General features: G+C 66.9%; 23 protein-coding genes and 1 tRNA gene. 16 read left to right on the top strand and 8 right to left on the bottom strand.

What is annotated here, in order from left to right; all coding sequences use genetic code 11:
• Positions 1–95: 95 nt before the first annotated feature.
• Positions 96–1100: a dTDP-glucose 4,6-dehydratase gene (gene rfbB, locus ACZ4TW_RS15690; RefSeq protein WP_465544021.1), complete on the top strand. Its 1005-nt coding sequence runs from the start codon at positions 96–98 to the stop codon at positions 1098–1100.
• A 54-nt stretch (positions 1101–1154) separates the two neighbouring features.
• Here the strand turns inward: rfbB and ACZ4TW_RS15685 are convergent, their stop codons facing one another.
• A complete protein-coding gene (locus ACZ4TW_RS15685; RefSeq protein ID WP_465544019.1) occupies positions 1155–2051 on the bottom strand; it encodes an alpha/beta hydrolase in 897 nt (298 codons plus the stop codon).
• A 152-nt stretch (positions 2052–2203) separates the two neighbouring features.
• Between ACZ4TW_RS15685 and galE the strand changes: the two genes are divergently transcribed.
• Positions 2204–3223, top strand: a complete 1020-nt coding sequence (gene galE, locus ACZ4TW_RS15680) for a UDP-glucose 4-epimerase GalE (RefSeq protein WP_465544017.1) — start codon at positions 2204–2206, stop codon at positions 3221–3223.
• A 33-nt stretch (positions 3224–3256) separates the two neighbouring features.
• Here galE and ACZ4TW_RS15675 read toward each other — a convergent pair whose 3' ends face one another.
• From ACZ4TW_RS15675 to ACZ4TW_RS15665, 3 genes are all read right to left on the bottom strand, one after another.
• Entirely contained in the window at positions 3257–5413 is a 2157-nt protein-coding gene (locus tag ACZ4TW_RS15675) for a DUF6541 family protein (protein WP_465544015.1), read from the bottom strand.
• Between the two features lie 67 nt (positions 5414–5480).
• Positions 5481–6764: an MFS transporter gene (locus tag ACZ4TW_RS15670; RefSeq protein WP_465544013.1), complete on the bottom strand. Its 1284-nt coding sequence runs from the start codon at positions 6762–6764 to the stop codon at positions 5481–5483.
• Entirely contained in the window at positions 6761–7438 is a 678-nt protein-coding gene (locus tag ACZ4TW_RS15665) for a GntR family transcriptional regulator (RefSeq protein WP_465544011.1), read from the bottom strand. Before ACZ4TW_RS15665 ends, ACZ4TW_RS15670 begins: the two co-directional genes overlap by 4 nt.
• A gap of 206 nt (positions 7439–7644) precedes the next feature.
• On the opposite strand from ACZ4TW_RS15665, the gene ACZ4TW_RS15660 reads away from it, so the two are divergent.
• Positions 7645–8823 carry an NAD(P)-dependent malic enzyme gene (locus ACZ4TW_RS15660; RefSeq protein ID WP_465544222.1) on the top strand — a complete coding sequence of 393 codons (1179 nt, stop codon included), beginning with the start codon at positions 7645–7647 and terminating at the stop codon, positions 8821–8823.
• Here ACZ4TW_RS15660 and ACZ4TW_RS15655 read toward each other — a convergent pair whose 3' ends face one another.
• On the bottom strand, positions 8824–9492 hold the full coding sequence (locus tag ACZ4TW_RS15655) for a VOC family protein (RefSeq protein ID WP_465544009.1): 669 nt from the start codon (positions 9490–9492) through the stop codon (positions 8824–8826).
• A gap of 64 nt (positions 9493–9556) precedes the next feature.
• Here ACZ4TW_RS15655 and ACZ4TW_RS15650 point away from each other — a divergent pair, with 64 nt between their 5' ends.
• Positions 9557–10132, top strand: a complete 576-nt coding sequence (locus tag ACZ4TW_RS15650) for an ASCH domain-containing protein (RefSeq protein WP_465544007.1) — start codon at positions 9557–9559, stop codon at positions 10130–10132.
• A 9-nt stretch (positions 10133–10141) separates the two neighbouring features.
• Here the strand turns inward: ACZ4TW_RS15650 and ACZ4TW_RS15645 are convergent, their stop codons facing one another.
• Positions 10142–10555, bottom strand: coding sequence for a hypothetical protein (locus ACZ4TW_RS15645; RefSeq protein WP_465544005.1), 414 nt, complete (start codon positions 10553–10555; stop codon positions 10142–10144).
• A gap of 341 nt (positions 10556–10896) precedes the next feature.
• On the opposite strand from ACZ4TW_RS15645, the gene ACZ4TW_RS15640 reads away from it, so the two are divergent.
• Positions 10897–10972, top strand: a tRNA-Thr gene (locus ACZ4TW_RS15640).
• Between the two features lie 107 nt (positions 10973–11079).
• On the opposite strand, the gene ACZ4TW_RS15635 is transcribed toward ACZ4TW_RS15640, so the two are convergent.
• Entirely contained in the window at positions 11080–12258 is a 1179-nt protein-coding gene (locus ACZ4TW_RS15635) for a tyrosine-type recombinase/integrase (protein ID WP_465544004.1), read from the bottom strand.
• Positions 12251–12604 carry a hypothetical protein gene (locus ACZ4TW_RS15630; RefSeq protein WP_465544002.1) on the bottom strand — a complete coding sequence of 118 codons (354 nt, stop codon included), beginning with the start codon at positions 12602–12604 and terminating at the stop codon, positions 12251–12253. The genes ACZ4TW_RS15635 and ACZ4TW_RS15630 overlap by 8 nt, the downstream gene beginning before the upstream one ends.
• Before the next feature lie 287 nt (positions 12605–12891).
• Between ACZ4TW_RS15630 and ACZ4TW_RS15625 the strand changes: the two genes are divergently transcribed.
• The 11 genes from ACZ4TW_RS15625 to ACZ4TW_RS15575 all read left to right on the top strand — a co-directional run bounded on the left by ACZ4TW_RS15625 (position 12892) and on the right by ACZ4TW_RS15575 (position 18688).
• The gene (locus ACZ4TW_RS15625; RefSeq protein WP_465544000.1) at positions 12892–13095 is read left to right on the top strand and encodes a DNA-binding protein; all 204 of its coding nucleotides are present in this window, start codon (positions 12892–12894) and stop codon (positions 13093–13095) included.
• Positions 13092–13520, top strand: a complete 429-nt coding sequence (locus ACZ4TW_RS15620; RefSeq protein WP_465543998.1) for a hypothetical protein — start codon at positions 13092–13094, stop codon at positions 13518–13520. The genes ACZ4TW_RS15625 and ACZ4TW_RS15620 overlap by 4 nt, the downstream gene beginning before the upstream one ends.
• A gap of 96 nt (positions 13521–13616) precedes the next feature.
• Complete coding sequence (locus ACZ4TW_RS15615; protein WP_465543996.1) at positions 13617–14051, top strand: hypothetical protein; 435 nt, start codon at positions 13617–13619, stop codon at positions 14049–14051.
• A gap of 96 nt (positions 14052–14147) precedes the next feature.
• Entirely contained in the window at positions 14148–14522 is a 375-nt protein-coding gene (locus ACZ4TW_RS15610) for a DUF2742 domain-containing protein (RefSeq protein ID WP_465543994.1), read from the top strand.
• Positions 14519–15499, top strand: coding sequence for an AAA family ATPase (locus tag ACZ4TW_RS15605; protein WP_465543992.1), 981 nt, complete (start codon positions 14519–14521; stop codon positions 15497–15499). Before ACZ4TW_RS15610 ends, ACZ4TW_RS15605 begins: the two co-directional genes overlap by 4 nt.
• A gap of 112 nt (positions 15500–15611) precedes the next feature.
• Positions 15612–15737: a hypothetical protein gene (locus ACZ4TW_RS15600; RefSeq protein ID WP_465543990.1), complete on the top strand. Its 126-nt coding sequence runs from the start codon at positions 15612–15614 to the stop codon at positions 15735–15737.
• Positions 15738–15739: 2 nt separating this feature from the next.
• The gene (locus ACZ4TW_RS15595) at positions 15740–16150 is read left to right on the top strand and encodes a hypothetical protein (protein WP_465543988.1); all 411 of its coding nucleotides are present in this window, start codon (positions 15740–15742) and stop codon (positions 16148–16150) included.
• The gene (locus ACZ4TW_RS15590; RefSeq protein ID WP_465543986.1) at positions 16147–16473 is read left to right on the top strand and encodes a hypothetical protein; all 327 of its coding nucleotides are present in this window, start codon (positions 16147–16149) and stop codon (positions 16471–16473) included. Before ACZ4TW_RS15595 ends, ACZ4TW_RS15590 begins: the two co-directional genes overlap by 4 nt.
• Before the next feature lie 181 nt (positions 16474–16654).
• Positions 16655–16879 (top strand): hypothetical protein, encoded by a 225-nt coding sequence (locus tag ACZ4TW_RS15585; protein WP_465543984.1) that lies wholly within the window; start codon positions 16655–16657, stop codon positions 16877–16879.
• Positions 16876–17148 carry a hypothetical protein gene (locus tag ACZ4TW_RS15580; protein WP_465543982.1) on the top strand — a complete coding sequence of 91 codons (273 nt, stop codon included), beginning with the start codon at positions 16876–16878 and terminating at the stop codon, positions 17146–17148. The genes ACZ4TW_RS15585 and ACZ4TW_RS15580 overlap by 4 nt, the downstream gene beginning before the upstream one ends.
• Before the next feature lie 316 nt (positions 17149–17464).
• Positions 17465–18688: a phage major capsid protein gene (locus ACZ4TW_RS15575; RefSeq protein WP_465543980.1), complete on the top strand. Its 1224-nt coding sequence runs from the start codon at positions 17465–17467 to the stop codon at positions 18686–18688.
• Positions 18689–19333: the final 645 nt, after the last annotated feature.

Below are 19333 nucleotides of genomic sequence, written 5' to 3'. Positions count from 1 at the left end.
CAGCAGAATAGGCCGCACATCACGTCGTCGCGACCAGACCAGGTCGTCGCGGGGCCGGTAGGGTTGCCCGGGAAGACGGATAAAGGGGACTCACGATGCGTATTCTCGTCACCGGCGGTGCCGGTTTCATCGGTGCGAATTTCGTGCTGCGGACCCTTGCCCGACGGCCCGACGCGCAGATCACGGTGCTCGACAAAATGACCTACGCCGCGAACCCGGCCAGCCTGGATTCCGTCGCCGACCGCATCGAACTCGTCACCGGCGACATCGCCGACGCCGGGCTCGTCGATGATCTGGTCGGGATGTCGGACCTGGTGGTGCATTTCGCCGCCGAGTCCCACAACGACAACTCGCTCACCGATCCGTCCCCCTTCGTGCAGACAAATCTCGTGGGCACGTTCACGCTGTTGGAGGCCGTTCGACGCCACGATGTGCGCTATCACCACATCTCCACCGACGAGGTGTACGGCGATCTCGAACTCGACGACCCGGCTCGCTTCACCGAATCCACCCCATACAACCCGTCGAGCCCCTACAGCTCCACCAAGGCCGGCAGCGACCTGCTGGTACGCGCATGGGTCCGGTCCTTCGGCGTGAACGCGACGCTCTCGAACTGCTCGAACAACTACGGCCCGCACCAGCACGTCGAGAAGTTCATCCCACGGCAGATCACCAACGTCCTCTCCGGCGTACGCCCCAAGCTGTACGGCGACGGCCTCAACGTGCGCGACTGGATTCACGTCGACGATCACAACGACGCCGTGTGGACGATCATCGACAAGGGCCGGATCGGCGAGACCTACCTGATCGGCGCCGACGGCGAGGTCAACAACCGGACCGTCGTCGAAACCATCCTGGAACTGCTCGGGCAACCCTCCGATGCCTTCGACTTCGTCACCGATCGTCCCGGACATGACCGGCGCTACGCCATCGACTCGACGCGGCTGCGTGAGGAGTTGGGTTGGCAGCCAACCTATCTGGACTTCCGTTCCGGTCTTGCCGCCACCATCGACTGGTACCGCGACAACACCGACTGGTGGCAGCCGGGCAAGGATACCGTGGAGCAGAAGTACGCGGTCAGCGAGCGCGTCACCGGCTGACGGCCAACCTCGCCGCCCTCACCGGCCTCGCAGTCCTCACCAGCCTCACCGCCCTCACTCCGTCAGCGGCACAACCTGATCGAGGAAGTCGACCTGATCGGCGACGACCTCCTCGAAGGCGTCCCCGAGGTAGATGTCGAAGTGACCCTCGTCGTAGTGCTTGAGCGTGACATGCGGATTACCTTGTGCCGCACGGATAGTCGGCCCGGGTGGGGCCACCGAATCGCGATCACAGACACACACCAGTGTCGGAACGGAGAGCGACCTCAACGCACGTGCCGGCGAGTGCAGCGGGATGGCGAGCCCGATTCGCGCGGCGACGGCGTTGGTGAACGGCTGGCCTTCGGGCACCAACGCCAGGTATCCGGGCACCACGTCGGGTGCGGTCATCAGTGCCGTCGAACCGGGGTCACCGGCCAACTCGACGCGGACCGGGTCCCGTCGTCGTAGCCGGGCGAGCAGATCGGCGACACCGCGCACCGTGACCTTCGCGGCGACGATGGGTTCCATCGCCAGCGTCGACGCCACGCCGCTGGTGAACGGGCATTGCGCGATCACCGCGGCCACCCGCCCGTCACGCTGCCCGGCGATTATCACGTGACCACCGGAGAACGACGTCCCCCACAGCACGACGCGGCTCCCGTCGACCTGCGCCAGCGAGCGCGCGTAGGCGATGGCGGCGGCCCAGTCCTCGAGCTGACGGCGGATGGACAGCAACCCGCGCGGCTCGCCATCGCTGTCACCGAAGTAGCGGTAGTCGAAGACGAGGCAGGCGTATCCGGCGTCGGAGAATCGATCGGCGAAGGCGTCGAGCCGCATCTGCCGGATGGCGCCGAGGCCGTGGGCCATCACGATGATCGGCGGCGTCGACGACGCACCGTCGGGGAGATACAACCAGGCACGACACGTGACACCGCCGGAGGTGAACTCGACATCGGAACGCGTGGTCATCGCTTCGAAACCCCTTATCGTCGTCAGCCGTATCCGCCCCGAACCGTATCAACGCGCAGTGCTTCACGACAGGTCGACGACGAAGCCGCATGTCACCGGCCTCACAGGGACCGCGCGGGCACCTCGCAGGCGCGGTGCCTAGGCTTGGGTCCATGCGTGTACTGGTGAGTGGCGGAGCCGGCTACATCGGCTCACATACGGTGATCAGCCTCGTGGAGGCCGGCCACGACGTGATCGTCGTCGACGATTTCAGCAATGCCAAGCCGACGGTGATCGGCCGTCTGGAGGCGCTCACCGATCGGTCGATCCCGGTGCACGCGTTCGACCTGACCGACGTCGACAAGACGGAGCACTTCTTCGCTCACGAACAGATCGACGCCGTCATCCACTTCGCCGGTTACAAGGCCGTCGGTGAGTCCGTCGCGAAGCCGCTCGATTACTACCAGAACAATCTCGACAGCACGTTCTCCCTGCTGCGCGCGATGGCGCGCCACGGCGCCTTCACGCTGGTCTTCTCGTCGTCGGCGACGGTGTACGGCGCCGAGCCGACCCTGCCGATGACCGAGGACCTGCCGACCTCCGCCACCAACCCGTACGGCTGGACGAAGGTCATGATCGAGCAGGTGCTGCGCGACGTCGCCGCCGCCGACGACCGGTGGCGGATCGCCGCGCTGCGCTACTTCAATCCGGTCGGCGCGCATCCGTCGGGTCGGATCGGCGAGGACCCGAGCGGCATCCCCAATAACCTGATGCCGTTCGTCGCGCAGGTCGCGGTGGGGCGTCGGGACAAGCTGTCGGTCTTCGGCGACGACTATGACACGCCCGACGGCACCGGCGTCCGCGATTACATCCACGTCACCGATCTCGCCGCCGGACATGTCGCGGCACTCGACCGCATCAGCACCTCCGATGCACCCATGTCGACCTGGAACCTCGGTACCGGGCAGGGGGTTTCGGTGCTCGAGGTGATCCGGGCCTTCGAGCGAGCGAGTGGCCGGGAGATCCCCTTCGAGATCGCACCGCGTCGAGCCGGGGACATCGCGGCGTCGTATGCCGATCCGACGTTGGCCAACACCGAACTGGGCTGGTCGGCGGACAAGACGATCGACGACATGTGCGCCGACACCTGGCGGTGGCAGTCGGGAAACCCGAACGGATATCCGGACGCCTGAGCAGGCCACGGGACGGGCGGGGCAGCCGCGGCGTCAGCGCGCGAGCACGGCGTCGTCCACCCGATAGACCGTCACGTTCCCCTGTGTGAACACCGGGGTGAGGCCCGGTGCACCGTGCTGTCGCAGGTACAGGAACGGGTCACCCTGATGTCCACGGGCCGCATCGGGGGCGCCGCGCTGGAACGCCCAGTAGCTCGGCGGGCTGTCGATCACGTAGTGCCCGTTCATATCCCGCACGATCTGATCGATCTTCTCCGACGATCCGATCTCCGCCACTCCCCAGAAGAGGTCGCGTTGGCGCTGGGAGAAGTCGTTGGCCCGGTAGAAGGGGAACATCGGTGTCAGTCCGGTGACCGGATACAGCCAGCCGGTCCCCTGATCCAGATTATTGAGGATCAGCGCGTCGTGGGCGTCGGGCTGCTCGGCGAGCCAGTGATAGGCGGCGAGGTCGTCGGGCCCCACCAACCTGCCGTCACGCTGCTTGGCCGCGATCTGCGCGTTGGTCGGGTACCGCACCACCGCACCGGCGCCGATCAGCAGCAGCACCACCGCGAATGCCGCGGGGATCGCCCAGCGCAACGCCCGGGGCTGAATGTGCGTGGACCCCGTCACGGGGTCAGCTGTGGGTCCGACTGTGGGTTCCGATGAGAACCGACGCGCCACCACACGACCCGCCCACAACGCCGCGAACCCCAGCGCCAGGCTGGCAGCGGCCGCCGAGAACATCGCCGTGACGAAGGTCAGCCGGTGTCCGGAGTTGTAGAAGTAGCCACCCAGTGCGCCGAGCGCCCGCGACAGCGGACTCAACTCCACCACCGAATTCGCGGTCACCAGGATCATCACGAGCCACGTCGCGATTCCCGCCCAGCACCGCATCCACACCATCACCAGCAGGCCGAGGAACGAAAGGATCACCAACCACCACACGGGATAGCTGCGGTCCAGCGGGACGGTGCCGTTCAGCGCACCCTGCTTGAGTGCCTCGAGGACCGTTGCCGTCTCGTCGCGGAAATCGAAGCCGCTGAGCTCGTTGTTGTCGGCGATCTTCACGGTGCCGTAGATGACCGGCCCTATCAGGATCAGCGCGATGGCGCCGGTCACCAGCGGCGACAGCAGATCGCGCAGCCGCCCATACGCCGGATGCCACAGACCCTCCAGCACCCACCACAGCCCGACGATGACCGCGATGAGAACCAGACCCGACGGATGCGTCGACGTCACGCCGGCGATCGCGAGGCCGGCCGGTATCACCCGGCGACGGTCGGTGACCGCACTGATCGTCAGCACCGCCGCGATCGGCGCCATCGAGACACCCACGGCATTGGGCACGGAGGTCAGCTCGATCTCTACATACGGCAGCGACGGGAACAGCGCCGCGACCGCACCGGAGACGCCGGCGATCAGCGCGGCGTGATCGGGTGCGAGACGGTGCCGCGCGAACCAATACGCCAACGAGGCCACGCCGAACGGCACCGTGATCGCGAGCACCGCGGGCGAATACGTGTTGTACAGCTCCACCGGATTGGCACCGGTGACGGGGAACAGCAACGCCCCCAGTGCATGCCAGGTGTTCGGGTAGTAGTTGAACCCGGCGGTGTCGTAATTCATCAGCTCGCCCATGCGCAACGACGACCCGACGCCGGTCTCGTGAATCCAGCGCAGCGAACTGGCGTGCCACAACGAATCCCAGATCTGCGGGATGTTGTCGAGCCCTGCGAACGCGGTCGTGGCGATCGGACGGATGCAGGTCACCGCGATGATCACCGCGCCCACCGCGAGACCAATCGCCGCCCCGATCACCCCGGTGCGCCCCAGCGGGGCGTCCACGGCAGGATCGCCATTCTCGGCACCGTCGGGCACATCGTCGACAACAGCATCGTCGACGACGGCATCCTCGACGACGCCTGGCGACGCGGGCAACCATCGTCGACCCACACCCGTGCGGAGTCCGACGGCGATCACCCAGGCGAGCAGCAGCGTGATGATGAGCGCGAGCAGCGCGGTGATGAGGTTCCACTCGAACCCGATTGCGCCGTAAAGCACCGTGAACAGGCCCACGATCACGAAGGTGAGGGGAGGCCCCGCGGCGATGGCGACCGGCCACGGCAACGCGAGGCGTCGGCCGACGAGTGCGCCGGGGACCACCAGGAACACCGCGGTCACGATGGTGACCCACGCGCCCAGCATCATCGGCGCCTACCTCCCGCGTTCTCCCATGAACCGCCTCGCAAGCAGGTTACCCGGTACGACGCGGGCCTCAGTCGACCAGCGTCGGGCGCTCGCCGTCCTTGTAGGCCGGATCGGTGTGATGAGCGATCAGCACCACGACGAGGCACACCAGCGCTGCGACGACGCCGAAGCCGAACATCATCGGGTAGGTGACCGACCGCCACGTCTCCGAGGTCCAGGCCAGGACCGCGGGCACGGCGAAGCCGAGGTAGGTGGCGCTGTAGAAGACTGCGGTGAGGCCGGCGAGGTTATCTGGATGGGCCATCCGCTGGACCTCCAGTAGCCCGGCGATCATCGCCATGCCGTAGCCGCAGCCGAGGACCGCGGCGGCCAGCAGTGCCATCCAGATCGTCAGGGTCATCGCCGACGCCACCGACAGCGCCATGCCGATGGCCAGCAGCACCAGCGCGACGACCGGTCCGCGAACGCTGCGCGGGTCGTCGATGCGACGGCCGACGGACTGGATGGTGAAGCCCGCGGCCAGCCCGATGACGCAGCAGAGCCCGGCGAAGGCGATCGGTGCGCCGGAGGTCCGCGCGGACATCAGGGCCGGGATCACCGCGTAAGCCGAGGCGCAGGCACCGAAGACCCAGGGCGCGATGGGCAGCACGACGAAGAGGAAGCGGCGTTGAAAGATGCCGGGGATCTTGAGGTCGGCCAGCAGCGGCTTGGGATCGACCGGCCGCAGTCGCGTCTCCGGCGTCCGCAGCAGAAAGCCGAGCGCGATCACCGAGAGAGCGATGTTCACCGCATACGGCAGCACCTCGGGCCACGGCCCCCACTGCGCGAGGACGCCGGCGAGTCCGGCGCCGATGCCGAAACCGGCGGTCAGGCTCATCGCGGCGCGTTTGGCGCCGGCGGCACCCGACGATCCGGCGCGGGTGCTGAGTTCGGCGACCCAGCTGCCGCCGACGGCCATGGACAGGCCGAGTGCGACGCCGGACAGGATGCGGCCGGCCGAGAGCATGCCCAGTGAATCGGGGCCCAGTGCGAGCAGCAACGAGCCGAGCGCGGCGAAGATCGGGGCGGGCAGCATCAGCGGACGGCGGCCGAAGCGATCCGACAGCGGACCGCCGATGATCAGGGCGGGCACGATGCCGACGACGTAGGTGAACAGCAGACTGTCGACCGCCACGGCCGAGAGTCCCCCCTGCTCCCGGTACATGACCAGCAGCGGGGTGAACTCGTTGCCGCCCCAGGCCGCGGCGAACATCGCCAGCGACACCGGCGCCCACGCCGTCGTGGCCAGCCGTCTGCCGTGTGCGGGGTGGGACTCGGAGGCCTGCGCGGTGGTCGTTGCGGTGCGGTTCATCGCGGTTCTCCGTTCCGTGGTGAGAGGTGATCCGGGGGCTGCAGGTCGTGGACCGCGGCGAGGTGGCGCGCGAGCGCCACCCGGAACCGATCGGCGTCGCCCCGCTCGATGGCGTCGAGGAGATCGGCGTGATCGGCCAGGATGCGCGACGCCACGGCGGCGTCGCGATGCACGCTCGCGATCGTCATCCGACGATGCCGCTCGCCGAGGCTCACATAGAACCCCGCGAGCAGATCGTTGCCACCCGCGGCGGCGATCAGCTGGTGAAACTGCGCATCGTGGCGGGAGAAGGCGTCGACGTCGTCGAGATCGGTGTCCTGATGGGTCGCGAGATTCTCGCGCAGTTGCGCCGCGAGTCGTCGAACGCGGTTGTCGTCGGCGGCGATGACGTCGACGGCGTGCCCTTCCAACAGAATCCGGGCCTCGACGACGTCACCCACCTCCCGATCGGAGATCGGGACGATCAGCGCACCACGCTTGGGATACAGACGCATCCACCCCTCGGTCTCGAGGCGGAGGAAGGCCTCGCGAACAGGGGTGCGGCTCACGGCGCAGCGCGAGGCGACCTCACCCTCGCTGATGAGTTCGCCGCCGACGATGCGGTTGGTCAGGATCAGCTCCTTGACCTCGTCATACACGCGCTCGGCCGCCGACCCGGCGGATGCATTCAACATAGACACAAGTTGTATCTTAGGGCAGCCTCGCGGCGCTTGGCCACCCTCCTTGCTCGCCGAGAGTGGCCGGTGGGACACTTGTCGGGTTCCGTGCCCGGCGTCACTCGCCTTCCGGCGCGGCGTCGAAGTCACCAGCTCAGCGAGCTGACAGCGCAGGAGGAGACACCGTGACGAGCACGGAAGGCAAGAATTCGGCCGACAGCCACATCGATCAGCCCACCATCGCCGATCTCCCGATCACCGACGACGAGATCTTCCTCGCCCATGTCGGAGGCAAGCTGTCGGTGGAGCTGCGCTCACCGATCGACACCCAGCGCGACCTGTCGATCGCGTACACCCCCGGTGTGGCGCAGGTGTCCCGCGCGATCGACCGGGAGACCGAGCTGGTCAACAAGTACACCTGGACCGATCGGCTCGTCGCCGTCGTCTCCGACGGCACCGCCGTGTTGGGCCTCGGCGACATCGGCCCGCGTGCATCGCTGCCGGTCATGGAGGGCAAGTCGGCACTGTTCCGTTCCTTCGCCGGCCTCAACTCGATCCCGATCGTGCTGGACACGACCGATCCCGACGAGATCGTCGAGACCCTGATCCGCCTGCGCCCGAGCTTCGGCGCGGTCAACCTCGAGGACATCTCCGCACCCCGATGCTTCGAGATCGAGCAGCGCGTCATCGAAGCGCTCGACTGCCCCGTCATGCACGACGATCAGCACGGCACCGCCATCGTCGTCCTCGCCGCGCTGCGTGGTGCGACGAAGGTCCTCGAGCGTGACCTGACCAAGCTGCGCGTCGTGATCTCCGGTGCCGGCGCCGCCGGTGTCGCCTGCGCGAAGATCCTGCACGCCGCCGGTGTCGAGGACATCGTCGTGCTGGACTCGAAGGGCATCGTCAGCTTCCACCGCGACGACCTCAACGAGATCAAGCAGGAGCTTGCCGAGTTCACCAACCCGCGCGCCCTGTCGGGGACGGCCGCCGACGCACTCGCCGGCGCCGACGTCTTCCTCGGGGTGTCCGCGGGCAAGATCGCCGAGGACCTCATCGCGTCCATGGCCGCCGACCCCATCATCTTCGCGCTGTCCAACCCGGACCCGGAGATCGCACCGGAGATCGCCGCGAAGTATGCGTCGGTGGTCGCGACCGGCAGGTCGGACTTCCCGAATCAGATCAACAACGTGCTCGCCTTCCCCGGCGTGTTCGCCGGAGCGCTGGACGCCGGCGCCAAGCGCATCACCGAGCGCATGAAACTTGCTGCCGCAGAAGCGATTCTGTCGGTCGTCGCCGACGATCTCGGCGTCGACAAGATCGTGCCGAGCGCGCTGGACTCCCGCGTTGCACCCGCCGTGTCCGCGGCGGTGGCGCAGGCTGCGCGCGCCGAGGGAATCGCGTAGCTAGTCGCGCTCCTGCCAGGTGCACAGGCAGATCTCATTGCCCTCGGCGTCGGCGAGGACCCAGAACGACGGCGCGTACTCGTCGGTGAGCAACTGACCGCCGGCGCCGATCGCGGCCTGGAGTCGCTCGTGCACGACGTCGTGCGGGACCCACAGGTCGACGTGCATGCGGCTGCGCTGCGGGCGCGGTTCGTCCATCTGCTGAAACCACACCGACGGCAGGATGCCGTCGGTGTCGACGAGATCGTGCAGCGCGGCGTCGGGCTTCTCCTCATACCCCAGCACCACCTGCCAGAAGGGCCTGATGGCGTCGATGTCGAGCGCGTCGATGGCCAACTCGAACCGGGCGGGCGGGGCGTCGGCGGGTTGGAGGTCCATCTCGCGCGCGATCTGAGCGATCCGATTGGCAAGGGCCACATCGGCTTCGGTGAGCCGGTGGGCGCTGTGCGTGGTGAGCGTGAGATGCACCGAGCCGTACCGTAGATCGATGTCGGGGTGATGCCCGGCCTCCTCGGCGGCGTCGATGATCTTCGCGACGAACTCGCCGCCGGTGACCATTCCGCCGGTCCGGTACGTGGCGAGGAGACTGTCATTGATCACCCGCCACGGATCGGATAGTGCTTCGGTCGCCTGAGCGCCGCTGACTGGGGTTCCACTGGATCCGGTCATGGACCCGACCCTACGCCGCCCAACGGCGTCGTCATCGACTCCGACCGGCGGTAGATTCACATCTGTGCTGCTTCCCAAGCCGATCGCCGAGGGTGTGGCCACCGGGACGGTCGATCTCGCGTTCCGCCGGTGGACTGCCCCGCGCGTCGCGGTGGGCTCGACCTTCATCACCGGCGCGGGCGTCGTCGAGATCACCTCGCTCGACGAGGTCGACAGCATCTCCGAGTCCGACGCCCAGCGGGCAGGGTTTGCGACGGCGGCAGCGGCGTCGGCGAAGCTCCGCAGAAACGACGACCCGATCTTCCGTGTCGGGCTGCGGTGGGCCGGCCCCGACCCGCGGGTCGCCCTGCGCGCCGACGATGCGCTCTCCGAGGATGACATCGCCGACCTGCGCACGCGCCTCGATCGTCTGGACGCCCGGTCATCTCACGGCCCGTGGACGCGGGCGGTGCTCGACATCATCGCCCGACGCCCCGCCGTCGTCTCGACCGAGTTGGCCGGTGAATTGGGCAGGGAGAGAGCCGATTTCAAGCTCGATGTCCGCAAGCTGAAGAAGTTGGGGCTGACGCACAGCCTCGATGTCGGCTACGAGTTGTCGCCGCGGGGACGTGCGCTGCTCGCCGCGCTGGACGGCGGATGACCGTGCGGCCTATCCGATCTGAGGCACCACGGCAGGGGCGGTCGCCCGCCGCCAGGTGATCTCGCGCAGGATCACCGCGATGAACAGGACGACGAAGTCCAGGAGCGGCCGCAGGTCGACCTGACCGAAGCCGTTCGCAGCGAACTCGACGAGAAAGAACGACACCACAAGTGCGGCCAGCGCCATGACGGCCGGCAGCGAACGGCGCCGCAGAATCGCCGCGACCCCGGCACCCACCGCAGCGACGAGCCCGACGGCCGCAACCAAACGCAGCGTGTTCACGTCGTTCGCGTCCGTGAACATCGCATTCGCCTCATCGAGGGTCTGTGGGTCCGAGGTGTACATCGCGGGCCCGAAGTCCGTCACGGCGGGACTGAAGGCGTCGCCGATCTGCCACACACCGCAGGACACGATCGCGCCCACCAGATAAACCCACCACCCGACCGTGCCGATCGCCGCGATGAGCCCATCGTTATCCCTGCGCCTCCCCATGGACGAAGGTTAACCGCCCGCCCTCGCCTTCTGACGTGGCGACCTGCGTGGACCGGGCTGGCAATGACATCGAACGTCCCGATTTCGAGCTGGTTGAGCCGATCTTGGTGCGAAAAGCCCCCAGAATCAGGACGTTTGATGTCGTCGGTGAACCCGCGCGACCACTGGGCCCGAGGCTTGGGGTACCCAAGCGTCGATGCCCGGTCGCCGGACCGATTTTTGTTCGCCCCCGGACAGTCGCTACACTCGTGACCGCTGCTTTCGGGTAGCGCGCCGCCCTAGCTCAGTCGGTAGAGCAATTCACTCGTAATGAATAGGTCAGGGGTTCGATTCCCCTGGGCGGCTCCACGATTACCAGGTCAGAGCGGATTTCTCGATGCTGAGAAATCCGCTCTTTCGCTTACTGGGCACGCTTTGGGCACGGAATGGTGGCGGCTGGGCACGCTTTGCCGTGGTCAGGCGAGCTTGTCGAGTGCGGTGCGAGCGTCTGGCGCGTCGACGGCACGCACGACGTAGTGACGTTTGGTGACAGCCGTCGCGGAGTGGCCGAGCTGGACCGATGCCGCGCCGATGCCGAGCTCCCGCTCGACGAGCGTGGCGACCGTCTTGCGGAACGTGTGCGGCTTGACCCAGGCGTAGTCGTCGCCGCGGACCTTGCGCCATGCGGTGCGAAAGTTGGACGGCCACCGGGCCGATCCGGTCCGCGTCGGGAAGATCAGGCCCTCGGCCGACGGGATACCGCGGTCTCGCTGGCGCCTGAGTGCCTCGACAGCGAACTTCGGCAGGATCACCGTGCGCCAACCTGCCTCGGTCTTGGGATGGTCCTGGCGCCAGCAACCGTGCCCCTTGGCGGTGACGACGGTACCCGCGATGGTCACCGCGACCCGGTCGGCGTCGAGGTCGGTGCAGTCCTGCCAGCGAAGCGCGAGCACTTCCCCGATCCGCACGCCGGTACCGAGCATCACGTCGATGACCTCGACGAGGTCGTGCGCGCGCCGTGGACCACGGAGCTGCTCGTCCTGCCACTCGCGGATTCGGCGGCGCAACTCCTGGACGTCGTCGACCTCAAGGTTGCGCGGCTTCGAGCGGGACGCCGGCGGGACGTGCGCACTGATGACCGGATTCACCCGCACCTGTGTGTCGTCGCCGTAGCGGGCTGCGAGCGCGAACGCCTGGCGCAGCACGACTCGGGCGTCACGCTTGGCCGACACCGATGGAATCGAGAGTAGGAATCGGTCGATCGTCTGGGTCGTCGCCTCGCGCAAAGTCACCAGACCCAGCCCCGGCTTGATGATCTTCTCGACGGCGCGCTCGTAGTAGGCGATGGTGTTCTCGGTCCGCGGCCGGCCACCCTTGCCGACGCCGTTGCGGACCTCGTCGAGCATCCACTTGTCGAGCAGCTCACCGACGGTGCTGTCGGCGCAGAGCGCAGCATCTCCCCTGCTGTATCGGCGGTCTTTCAACGCATCCTTGAGCGCGGCCTCGGCCTTAGCGCCCGTTGCACCCCGCGCCTTGACTTGCCTTGTGACACCGTCGAAGTCGCGATATCGAGTACGCGCCATCCATCGGCCGTCTTCCAGTTCGGTGCGCTTGATCGCGCCGTATGTCCCGAGCGCGAGACGTTGCCTACTCATCGGATTCGAACATCCTCTCGTAGAACGCCACCCTCTCAAGCCAGAGCGAGACTAGCTCTCGATACTCATCTCGATTCTCATCCGATGAGTGCTTGAGCGCGTACTCCGCACGCGCCAGACCTTCACGCGCTTCCTGCCAGTCACGGGAGCGCCTTAGGAGGTCCGACTTGGTTCCCGGTACCAGACAGTCCTTGCCCTGAGATTCGCCCGAAAACCATTGCACCGCTTGCCAAGAGGTAGTTACCCGGCCCGGCAAGGCCTCGACTTCTCCATCAGGAAGATCGGGGAACAGCAACTCAACTGGCGGCACTTCAAGCGCCGCCGCCAAGACCATGACCTCCTGCACCGTGATTGTTGCCCGCCTCCCGTTCTCCGTCTCGGAGATCGTCGTTCGCGGAATCGGATGCCCGAGATCCGCAGTCCGATCCGCGAGCCATTGAGCTGACCGCTTCCCGCGGAGTCGTTTAACCGTGGCACCGATTCGAGCAGTGAGTTCAGGAGACCATGACGCCATGCCGTCAGATTACACACTTCTGGACGGATAGCCGACGCCATGCTAGAACTGACTGTGTTCAGTCGAACTAGCCAGTATTTGACGAACACCAGTCAAACCCACCAGACGAGGAGTTCACCATGACACCCGAACAGATCGACGCCCTCGGCGTCTCGACAGATCTCACCACCGCAGCTAAGGCACTCGGCATCGGCAAGAGCACGGCATACATCGCCGCCCGCAATGGCACCTTTCCGCTCCGCGTGATCCGCGTCGGATCTCGGTATGTCGTGCCGACTGCCGAACTCAAGGCGGCACTCGGACTGACGCCGGACGCGGCATGATCCCGGTCGATGAGTTCCTCGCCTCGGCGTGGGATCTGCATGACGACGCGCGTGCCCACGGCCTGAATGTCGACGATCTGAGGGAGCGTCTGCACTGGCTCGAGGACAAGCTCGACACCGATCCGGCCGAGGTCGATCTTGCGCACTCCTCGGCGAATCTCGTTGTGGCACAGATACGTGACGCGCTTACGGCGGTGAAGGGTGCCGGGCACGTCCAGGCGGTCGCGGACCGTTACGCCGATTTGAACGCCCACGCCGACGCCGGCCTGGGCGCCGACGAGCTTGGCACGCGCCGATTCACGCGGATCTGCGAACGCGCCGAGTTGCGGCGAGACAGCAAAAAGCCCCCGACGCATCCCGCCAAGAACGCCGTCGAGGGCACCACCAGTACCCACGAAAGGACTACCGATGTCCCCTCAGAGTAACTGCCGATTGACGTTGAGCGCCGTCGCCCTCTTCGCCCTCGCGTATCCCGCTCCGCTGGCCGCGCTGTGGCTCGCCGTTGAAATGGGGTGGCACGCATGACCGGCACCTGGCGCGACTTCTCCGACGGACTGACCGAGAAAGCCCGGCGGCTGTTCGAGATTGCCGAGCGTCGCGGCGATGACCCGGCAGAGCTGCGGCGGCACGCCGAGGACATGCTCGACTCAGAGAGCTTCCAACTCGCGTGCGAAGCGATCTCCGTCGACCCGAGGCTCACCACGGTCTCGCGGACCGCGTGGGTGCGGCCCGACGACCGCCACGACGAGACGTACTGCGAACTGGTGACTGCCGAGGCGAAGGTCGGGAAGGTCGAGATCTCGACGATGGCCGACGTGTCGCTCGACGGCTCGGTTCTCAGGCCGTTCATCTACCTCGACGCCGATCTCGCAACGCTGTCCGCCGAGGACGCGCGTCACATCCTGGCCGAACTGCTCGCCGCGATTGAGCGGGTCGACGCACTCGGGAGCGAGTAATGCGACTGGCCGGACGCCGACCCAGCCATCGCCCCCTTCGGGGCGGGTGTCCGGCCAGTTACCCCACCCCATCACCTCAGCAGACAAGGACACACTGTGACCACACCACCGACCAATCGGGCCGAAGCCCCGAAGGTCATCACGGCGGGAGCTGGGCCCCGCGAAACATCCTGGGCGGCAACACACGAAGCTCTATGGCCCGTTATCGAGCGCGCACTGAAGAGCGGCCCTTTGCCGATCATCGGAACCTGCGAGTGGCTCGCACTGGCGCCATCAGACCCACGTCGTGTCGGCGCGATCCACTTCGCCGCGGAGCAGTGGGCGCTACACCTGGAGAACCACGCGACGGCCATGATCGAGGCTTCACACGAGACCTCGGGGGCGCTGCCCTGGGGAGACCTCGGTCGCGCCGAGGCCTCACGGATCGCGTGGCTTGAGGCCAATCCGTGGGCGAAGCGGGTGGTCGCATGAGCCTCTCGGTTGTCCGACTCTCCGACGTCACCCCAGAGCGTGTGAGTTGGCTATGGCCCGGGCGCATCCCTGCGGGAAAGCTGGTCACCCTCGATGGCGACCCGAGTCTCGGAAAGTCCACCCTGGCACTGTCATTCGCCGCACACGTCACCACCGGCCGCACCTGGCCCGACGGCACACCGTGCGAGCACGACGGCGCGGTGATCCTGCTCTCGGCCGAGGATGGCCTCGCTGACACCGTGCGGCCAAGGCTCGACGCGGCCGGCGCCGACGTCACCCGAGTGATCGCTGTCGAGGGTGTCACATGCACCGAAGATGACGGGACCCGCTACCTTCGGCCGCCGACGCTCGCCGACGTCGACGAACTCACCGCCGCGGTCATCGAGCACGGCGCCCGACTCCTGGTCGTCGATGTCCTGATGGCCTACCTCCCGGGCAAGGTCGACTCACACCGCGATCAAGACATCCGCCGTGTCATGTCGAGGTTGTCGACGATGGCCGAGCAGACCGGCTGCACCGTGCTCGTTCTGCGGCATCTGAACAAGGTGAAGGGTGGCGATCCGATGTATCGCGGTGGTGGATCGATCGGCATCGTCGGCGCCGCACGTGCCGGCATGCTCGTCGCTGCGGATCCCGAAGACCCAGATACCCGTGTCCTCGCGGGTGTGAAGTCCAACCTCGGGCCGATGCCTGGAGCGCTGACTTACCGGCTGGAGTCGGTCGACGGGTCCGGTGTCGCCCGCGTCGTGTGGACCGGATCGAGTGACCACGACGCGCGGTCGTTGCTCGCCGACCGGTCCGAGGAGGACGGCCGGGAAGATGGCAACGACATCGCGTCCATCATCCGTTCGTATCTCGTCGAGGTCGGAGGAAAGGCGCCCGCCGCCGAAGTCCTCAAGCACACCCGCGCGGCCGGCCTGAGTGACAACGCCGTCAAGAAGGCGAGGACTCGGAATGGGCTCGGGAATCACCACTGAGCGCGTCGGATTCGGCAAAGGGGCGTCGTGGCTGTGGTCCATAGATTCCCCCATAGATTCCATAGATTCCAGCACTCAGAGTGTGGGAACCAATGGAACCTATGCGGAATCTATGGTGCCCAGTTCCGACGGTTCCGCGCCGCGCGATCCGGTCACCGAGTGCCCGATCTGCCACCACCCCATGAGCTTCGCCGACGACATCGCCGCCGGCCACCACTACACCTGTCAGGAGAGCTGACCGTGACCCGATCCCCGAACATCACCGTCGACATGCTGATCCACGCGGCGCGTTGTGCCGTCGACTGCCACGAGCACGTAGCCGACCGTCTCGGCGAACACGGTGTGTGCGACACCTTGCCTGACGAGACCGACTGGCTCGCCGACCGCATGAGCACGCTGCGTCTCGTGGCGCGCGAGTTCACCCACTACAGCGATGGTCGGCCGGTCGCGGCGTGCGAGGTCGTCGACGGCGGCGTGCACGTCCATCACGTGTTCCCAGCGATCATCGAGCACCGGAGCGAGCGACTGATCTACACCTGCGATCGTCTGCGCGACCCGGGCACACCGCACCGCGGGCACTTCCGTGTCTACGCCGACGACGCCGAGGCAACCCTGCGCGTCGAAGTCTACGGGCCACTGGAGGCGGTGTGAACCGGCACGTAGCGCGGCTCGACGGCGGCCTGGTCGACCTGGTGTCCGCGATCCTCGAAGGTTCGTACCCGTTCCTCAAGACCGATCCGGCATGTGTCGGGTCCGAGGTGCTGTTCGAGCCGGGACCGGTTGGCGAAGATCCCGACGACCGCCGCTATCGCGGTGACGCCGCATTCGCGTTGTGCCAGCTATGCACCGCGATCGAGGCCTGCCAGGAGTGGTTCGCGGGCCAGCCTCCATACCGGTGGGGCGGCTGGATTATCGCGGGCCACCGGGTCAACCAGACCTACCCGCGAAAGAAGAAGGGAGACAACGCCGCATGACATCACCACCCACCCATCCGAGGTATCGCACCGAGACCCCGTTCGTCTGCCGGGTCTGCTCGGGACCGTGCCGAGCGTTCAAGGGCGACGTACACGGCTGGACGTGCGCGGCGTGCCTGGCCGAGTACGTCGGCCGCCAGAAGTCGCCCACCAGTGCGCGCAACCGAGGAAGGAAGAAGTCATGAGCGACAACAGGAACGGGACCGCCGACGAGCATTGGTCCGAGGACGGACGCGTGTGGCGGGAGAACATCGGCGATCTGCTCGGCGCCGACGGCCGCACGATGAGCGCGAGTCGGTTCCGGCCGCGCACGAGCATCGGGAAACGCGCGGCGACCACCATCACCCGCGTGATCGGCCGGCGACCGGCGCTCAAGAGCGAGACACCGGAGGACGATGTGCTGTGAGTGAGGACGAGCACGAACTCAACGAGATCCGTCCGCTCGACGTCGGGCGTGCGGCACGCATGGCACTCGCCAGCCAGAACCACGACAGCATCGCGATGGGCCTGGTGCTCGACGAGGCGGCCGCCGAGGACACCGAGACCAACGAGGGCATCATCCGACTCATCTCGGCACTCGCGGCCGGGTACGGCGTCATGGCCGCGTCGGTGTCACCTGACGACACGCAAGCTCCACTGCTGAGATTGATTGCAGCGGTGCAGGATCTAGACTGAGGGGGACTCTCCTTCGGAGTCGTGGTTAGGAGACCAACCGCAGAAACCGGGACCGCGTGTGATGGTCCGCGAGCCCCGACGGTGCCCCGTTCGGGCCGCCAGCCTCCCGGTCCCGGTTTCCGCACTCGGTGTCGTAGTCGCCGCCAGGCCGCATCCCGCGACCGCCAGGAGCCACCCTCACGGGTCGAAGCGCTCCCCGCGTAGCTCGCCAGGTGCAGCGCCCCGCGAAGCCGACAGCACCGATTCACCATCATCGCGCCGCCGCATGTGCGGAATCCGTTGCATGCGCGGCACTCTCACAGAAACGAGAACACCCATGAATCTCAAGGAACAGCGCGCGGCGATCGTCGCCCGCCTCAAGGAACTCCGCTCGATCACCCGCGACTTCACCGCTGCCGAGGTCGCCGAGATCGAGAAGCTCGCCAAGGACTTCGACACGATCAACGACCGCATCGCCCGCAACGACAAGACGACCAAGGCGCTCGCGGAGTTCGCCTCGGGACCGGCCGACGACGATTTCGACTTCGAACTCGACGAAGACGGCGACGTGGTGCGCGGCCTGTTCGCCGGCGGCGCCAAGCAGGGCTACGCGACCGGCCTGGCACGTCCCGACGGCAAGGGCGGACTTGGCCGCAAGCTCGCGGTGAAGATGGCCAAGACAGCCAACGGCAAGAGCCTGGCCGCCAGCGGCTCGGTCCTCGAATCGGTGCAACTGCTCTCGGAGACACCCGTCGAGCAGGGACGCGTGGCGTCCTCGATGCTCGATGTGCTGCCGCTGATCGGCGTCGAGGGCGGCCGGTACGCCTACCTGCGTCAGACCTCGCGTGAGAACAACGCCGCGCGGGTTGCCCGCGGTGCGGTCAAGCCCACCTCCGAGTACGAGATCGACCGCGTCGAGGCAGAGCTCAAGGTCGTGGCCCACCTGTCCGACGGCATCGACAAGTACATGCTTCAGGACTTGCCGAGCCTGGGCATGTTCGTCAGCGCCGAACTGCTCTACGGTCTGAGCCGGGCGCTGGAGGACCAGGTACTCAACGGCACCGGTGTCGGCGCCAACCTGCGCGGGTTCTTCCACACCACCGGCGTGCAGGCTCAGATGTTCGTCGAGGACGACGGCCTCACCGACTCGTGGGTCCGTACCGCACGCGCCGCGATCACCAAGCTCGAAGCAGAAGGCGGCACACCCGCCGCGTTCTTCGTCAGCCCCGGTGACTGGGAGCTGGCCGAGACCATCCGGACCAGCGACGGCACCCTCGACCTGTCGGTGCGACCCATCGACGCCGCGACCCGCCGACTCTGGTCGGTGCCGGTCGTGGTCTGCCAGACCCTCGACGACGGCGCCGGCGTCCTGCTCGGCGACGGTGCCGAAGCGCTGGCCACCGATACCCGCGGCGTCGAGATCCGGTGGTCGGAGAGCGTCGGCGAGTCGTTCGAGCGCAACGAACTGCGAGCCCGCTGCGAGGGACGGTTCGAGCTGGCCGTCGCCCGCCCGAGCAACGTCGTCACGTTCGAGACCGTAGAGGGCGGACTCGGCTCCTGACACCCCACGACGAGCCCCGGTCGCGCACTGGCCGGGGCTCCGTCGTGCCCAGGGGGAAGGGGCGTCGGCATCACGGAGCGGAGCCGCCCGGCCCATACCTCCGAGGTATGGCGTCCTCCCTCCCCGCGACGCACAAGGGGGAGTTGAGCAGGGAAATGGTGTCAGCGGGCGACTCGCGTCGGCTCGCATGTTTGACGACTGTCGGACCCCTAGTGTCTACTGGGTGGTGCCGGTGACAAGTCCGCCAAGGGTGGACTTCCTCGCACAAGCGGGGATAGCCGGCACTACTCTTTCTGCCCCCAGGGCCTGTAGAAGCTGCATAGCGTCGGCTCGACCGAAGACCGGAACCAGGTGCAACGTTTCTGCTCAAGGGTCCGCTGCGTCGCCCAGAGCCCGTAGTCAGCGGCCTGTAGTCCCCAAGACGAGACCGAGCGCCAGACACACAGAGTGATTCGTCGGTTCACCTGACTGCAGACGTCCTGGAGCGCGGCTTTGGCTTGTGTGCGCCGCTGCGCTGTCCCGAATTCACCGACGATCACGTACAAGTGGTGAGATATTGTCAAGATCTGTGGATGAGGTTGTTTCAGGCAGCCTCCTGCTGGTCGGGTGAGGCGGTGCCGGGTTCGACGAGTTCGCCGTTTTTGA

This window comes from Agromyces sp. NPDC029043, from assembly GCF_055564615.1.
Note: the sequence above shows the minus strand (reverse complement) of the source record. Positions and strands in the feature narration are given on the sequence as shown.

Excerpts from the sequence above, each read along its gene's own strand:
- ACZ4TW_RS15685 (WP_465544019.1), bottom strand. The coding sequence starts at position 2,051 with ATGACCACGCGTTCCGATGTCGAGTTCACCTCCGGCGGTGTCACGTGT.
- galE (WP_465544017.1), top strand. The coding sequence starts at position 2,204 with ATGCGTGTACTGGTGAGTGGCGGAGCCGGCTACATCGGCTCACATACG.
- ACZ4TW_RS15625 (WP_465544000.1), top strand. The coding sequence starts at position 12,892 with ATGACACCCGAACAGATCGACGCCCTCGGCGTCTCGACAGATCTCACC.
- ACZ4TW_RS15635 (WP_465544004.1), bottom strand. The coding sequence starts at position 12,258 with ATGAGTAGGCAACGTCTCGCGCTCGGGACATACGGCGCGATCAAGCGC.
- ACZ4TW_RS15620 (WP_465543998.1), top strand. The coding sequence starts at position 13,092 with ATGATCCCGGTCGATGAGTTCCTCGCCTCGGCGTGGGATCTGCATGAC.
- ACZ4TW_RS15655 (WP_465544009.1), bottom strand. The coding sequence starts at position 9,492 with ATGACCGGATCCAGTGGAACCCCAGTCAGCGGCGCTCAGGCGACCGAA.
- ACZ4TW_RS15600 (WP_465543990.1), top strand. The coding sequence starts at position 15,612 with ATGGTGCCCAGTTCCGACGGTTCCGCGCCGCGCGATCCGGTCACCGAG.
- ACZ4TW_RS15670 (WP_465544013.1), bottom strand. The coding sequence starts at position 6,764 with ATGAACCGCACCGCAACGACCACCGCGCAGGCCTCCGAGTCCCACCCC.
- ACZ4TW_RS15585 (WP_465543984.1), top strand. The coding sequence starts at position 16,655 with ATGAGCGACAACAGGAACGGGACCGCCGACGAGCATTGGTCCGAGGAC.
- ACZ4TW_RS15665 (WP_465544011.1), bottom strand. The coding sequence starts at position 7,438 with ATGTTGAATGCATCCGCCGGGTCGGCGGCCGAGCGCGTGTATGACGAG.
- ACZ4TW_RS15675 (WP_465544015.1), bottom strand. The coding sequence starts at position 5,413 with ATGATGCTGGGCGCGTGGGTCACCATCGTGACCGCGGTGTTCCTGGTG.
- ACZ4TW_RS15575 (WP_465543980.1), top strand. The coding sequence starts at position 17,465 with ATGAATCTCAAGGAACAGCGCGCGGCGATCGTCGCCCGCCTCAAGGAA.
- ACZ4TW_RS15605 (WP_465543992.1), top strand. The coding sequence starts at position 14,519 with ATGAGCCTCTCGGTTGTCCGACTCTCCGACGTCACCCCAGAGCGTGTG.
- rfbB (WP_465544021.1), top strand. The coding sequence starts at position 96 with ATGCGTATTCTCGTCACCGGCGGTGCCGGTTTCATCGGTGCGAATTTC.
- ACZ4TW_RS15615 (WP_465543996.1), top strand. The coding sequence starts at position 13,617 with ATGACCGGCACCTGGCGCGACTTCTCCGACGGACTGACCGAGAAAGCC.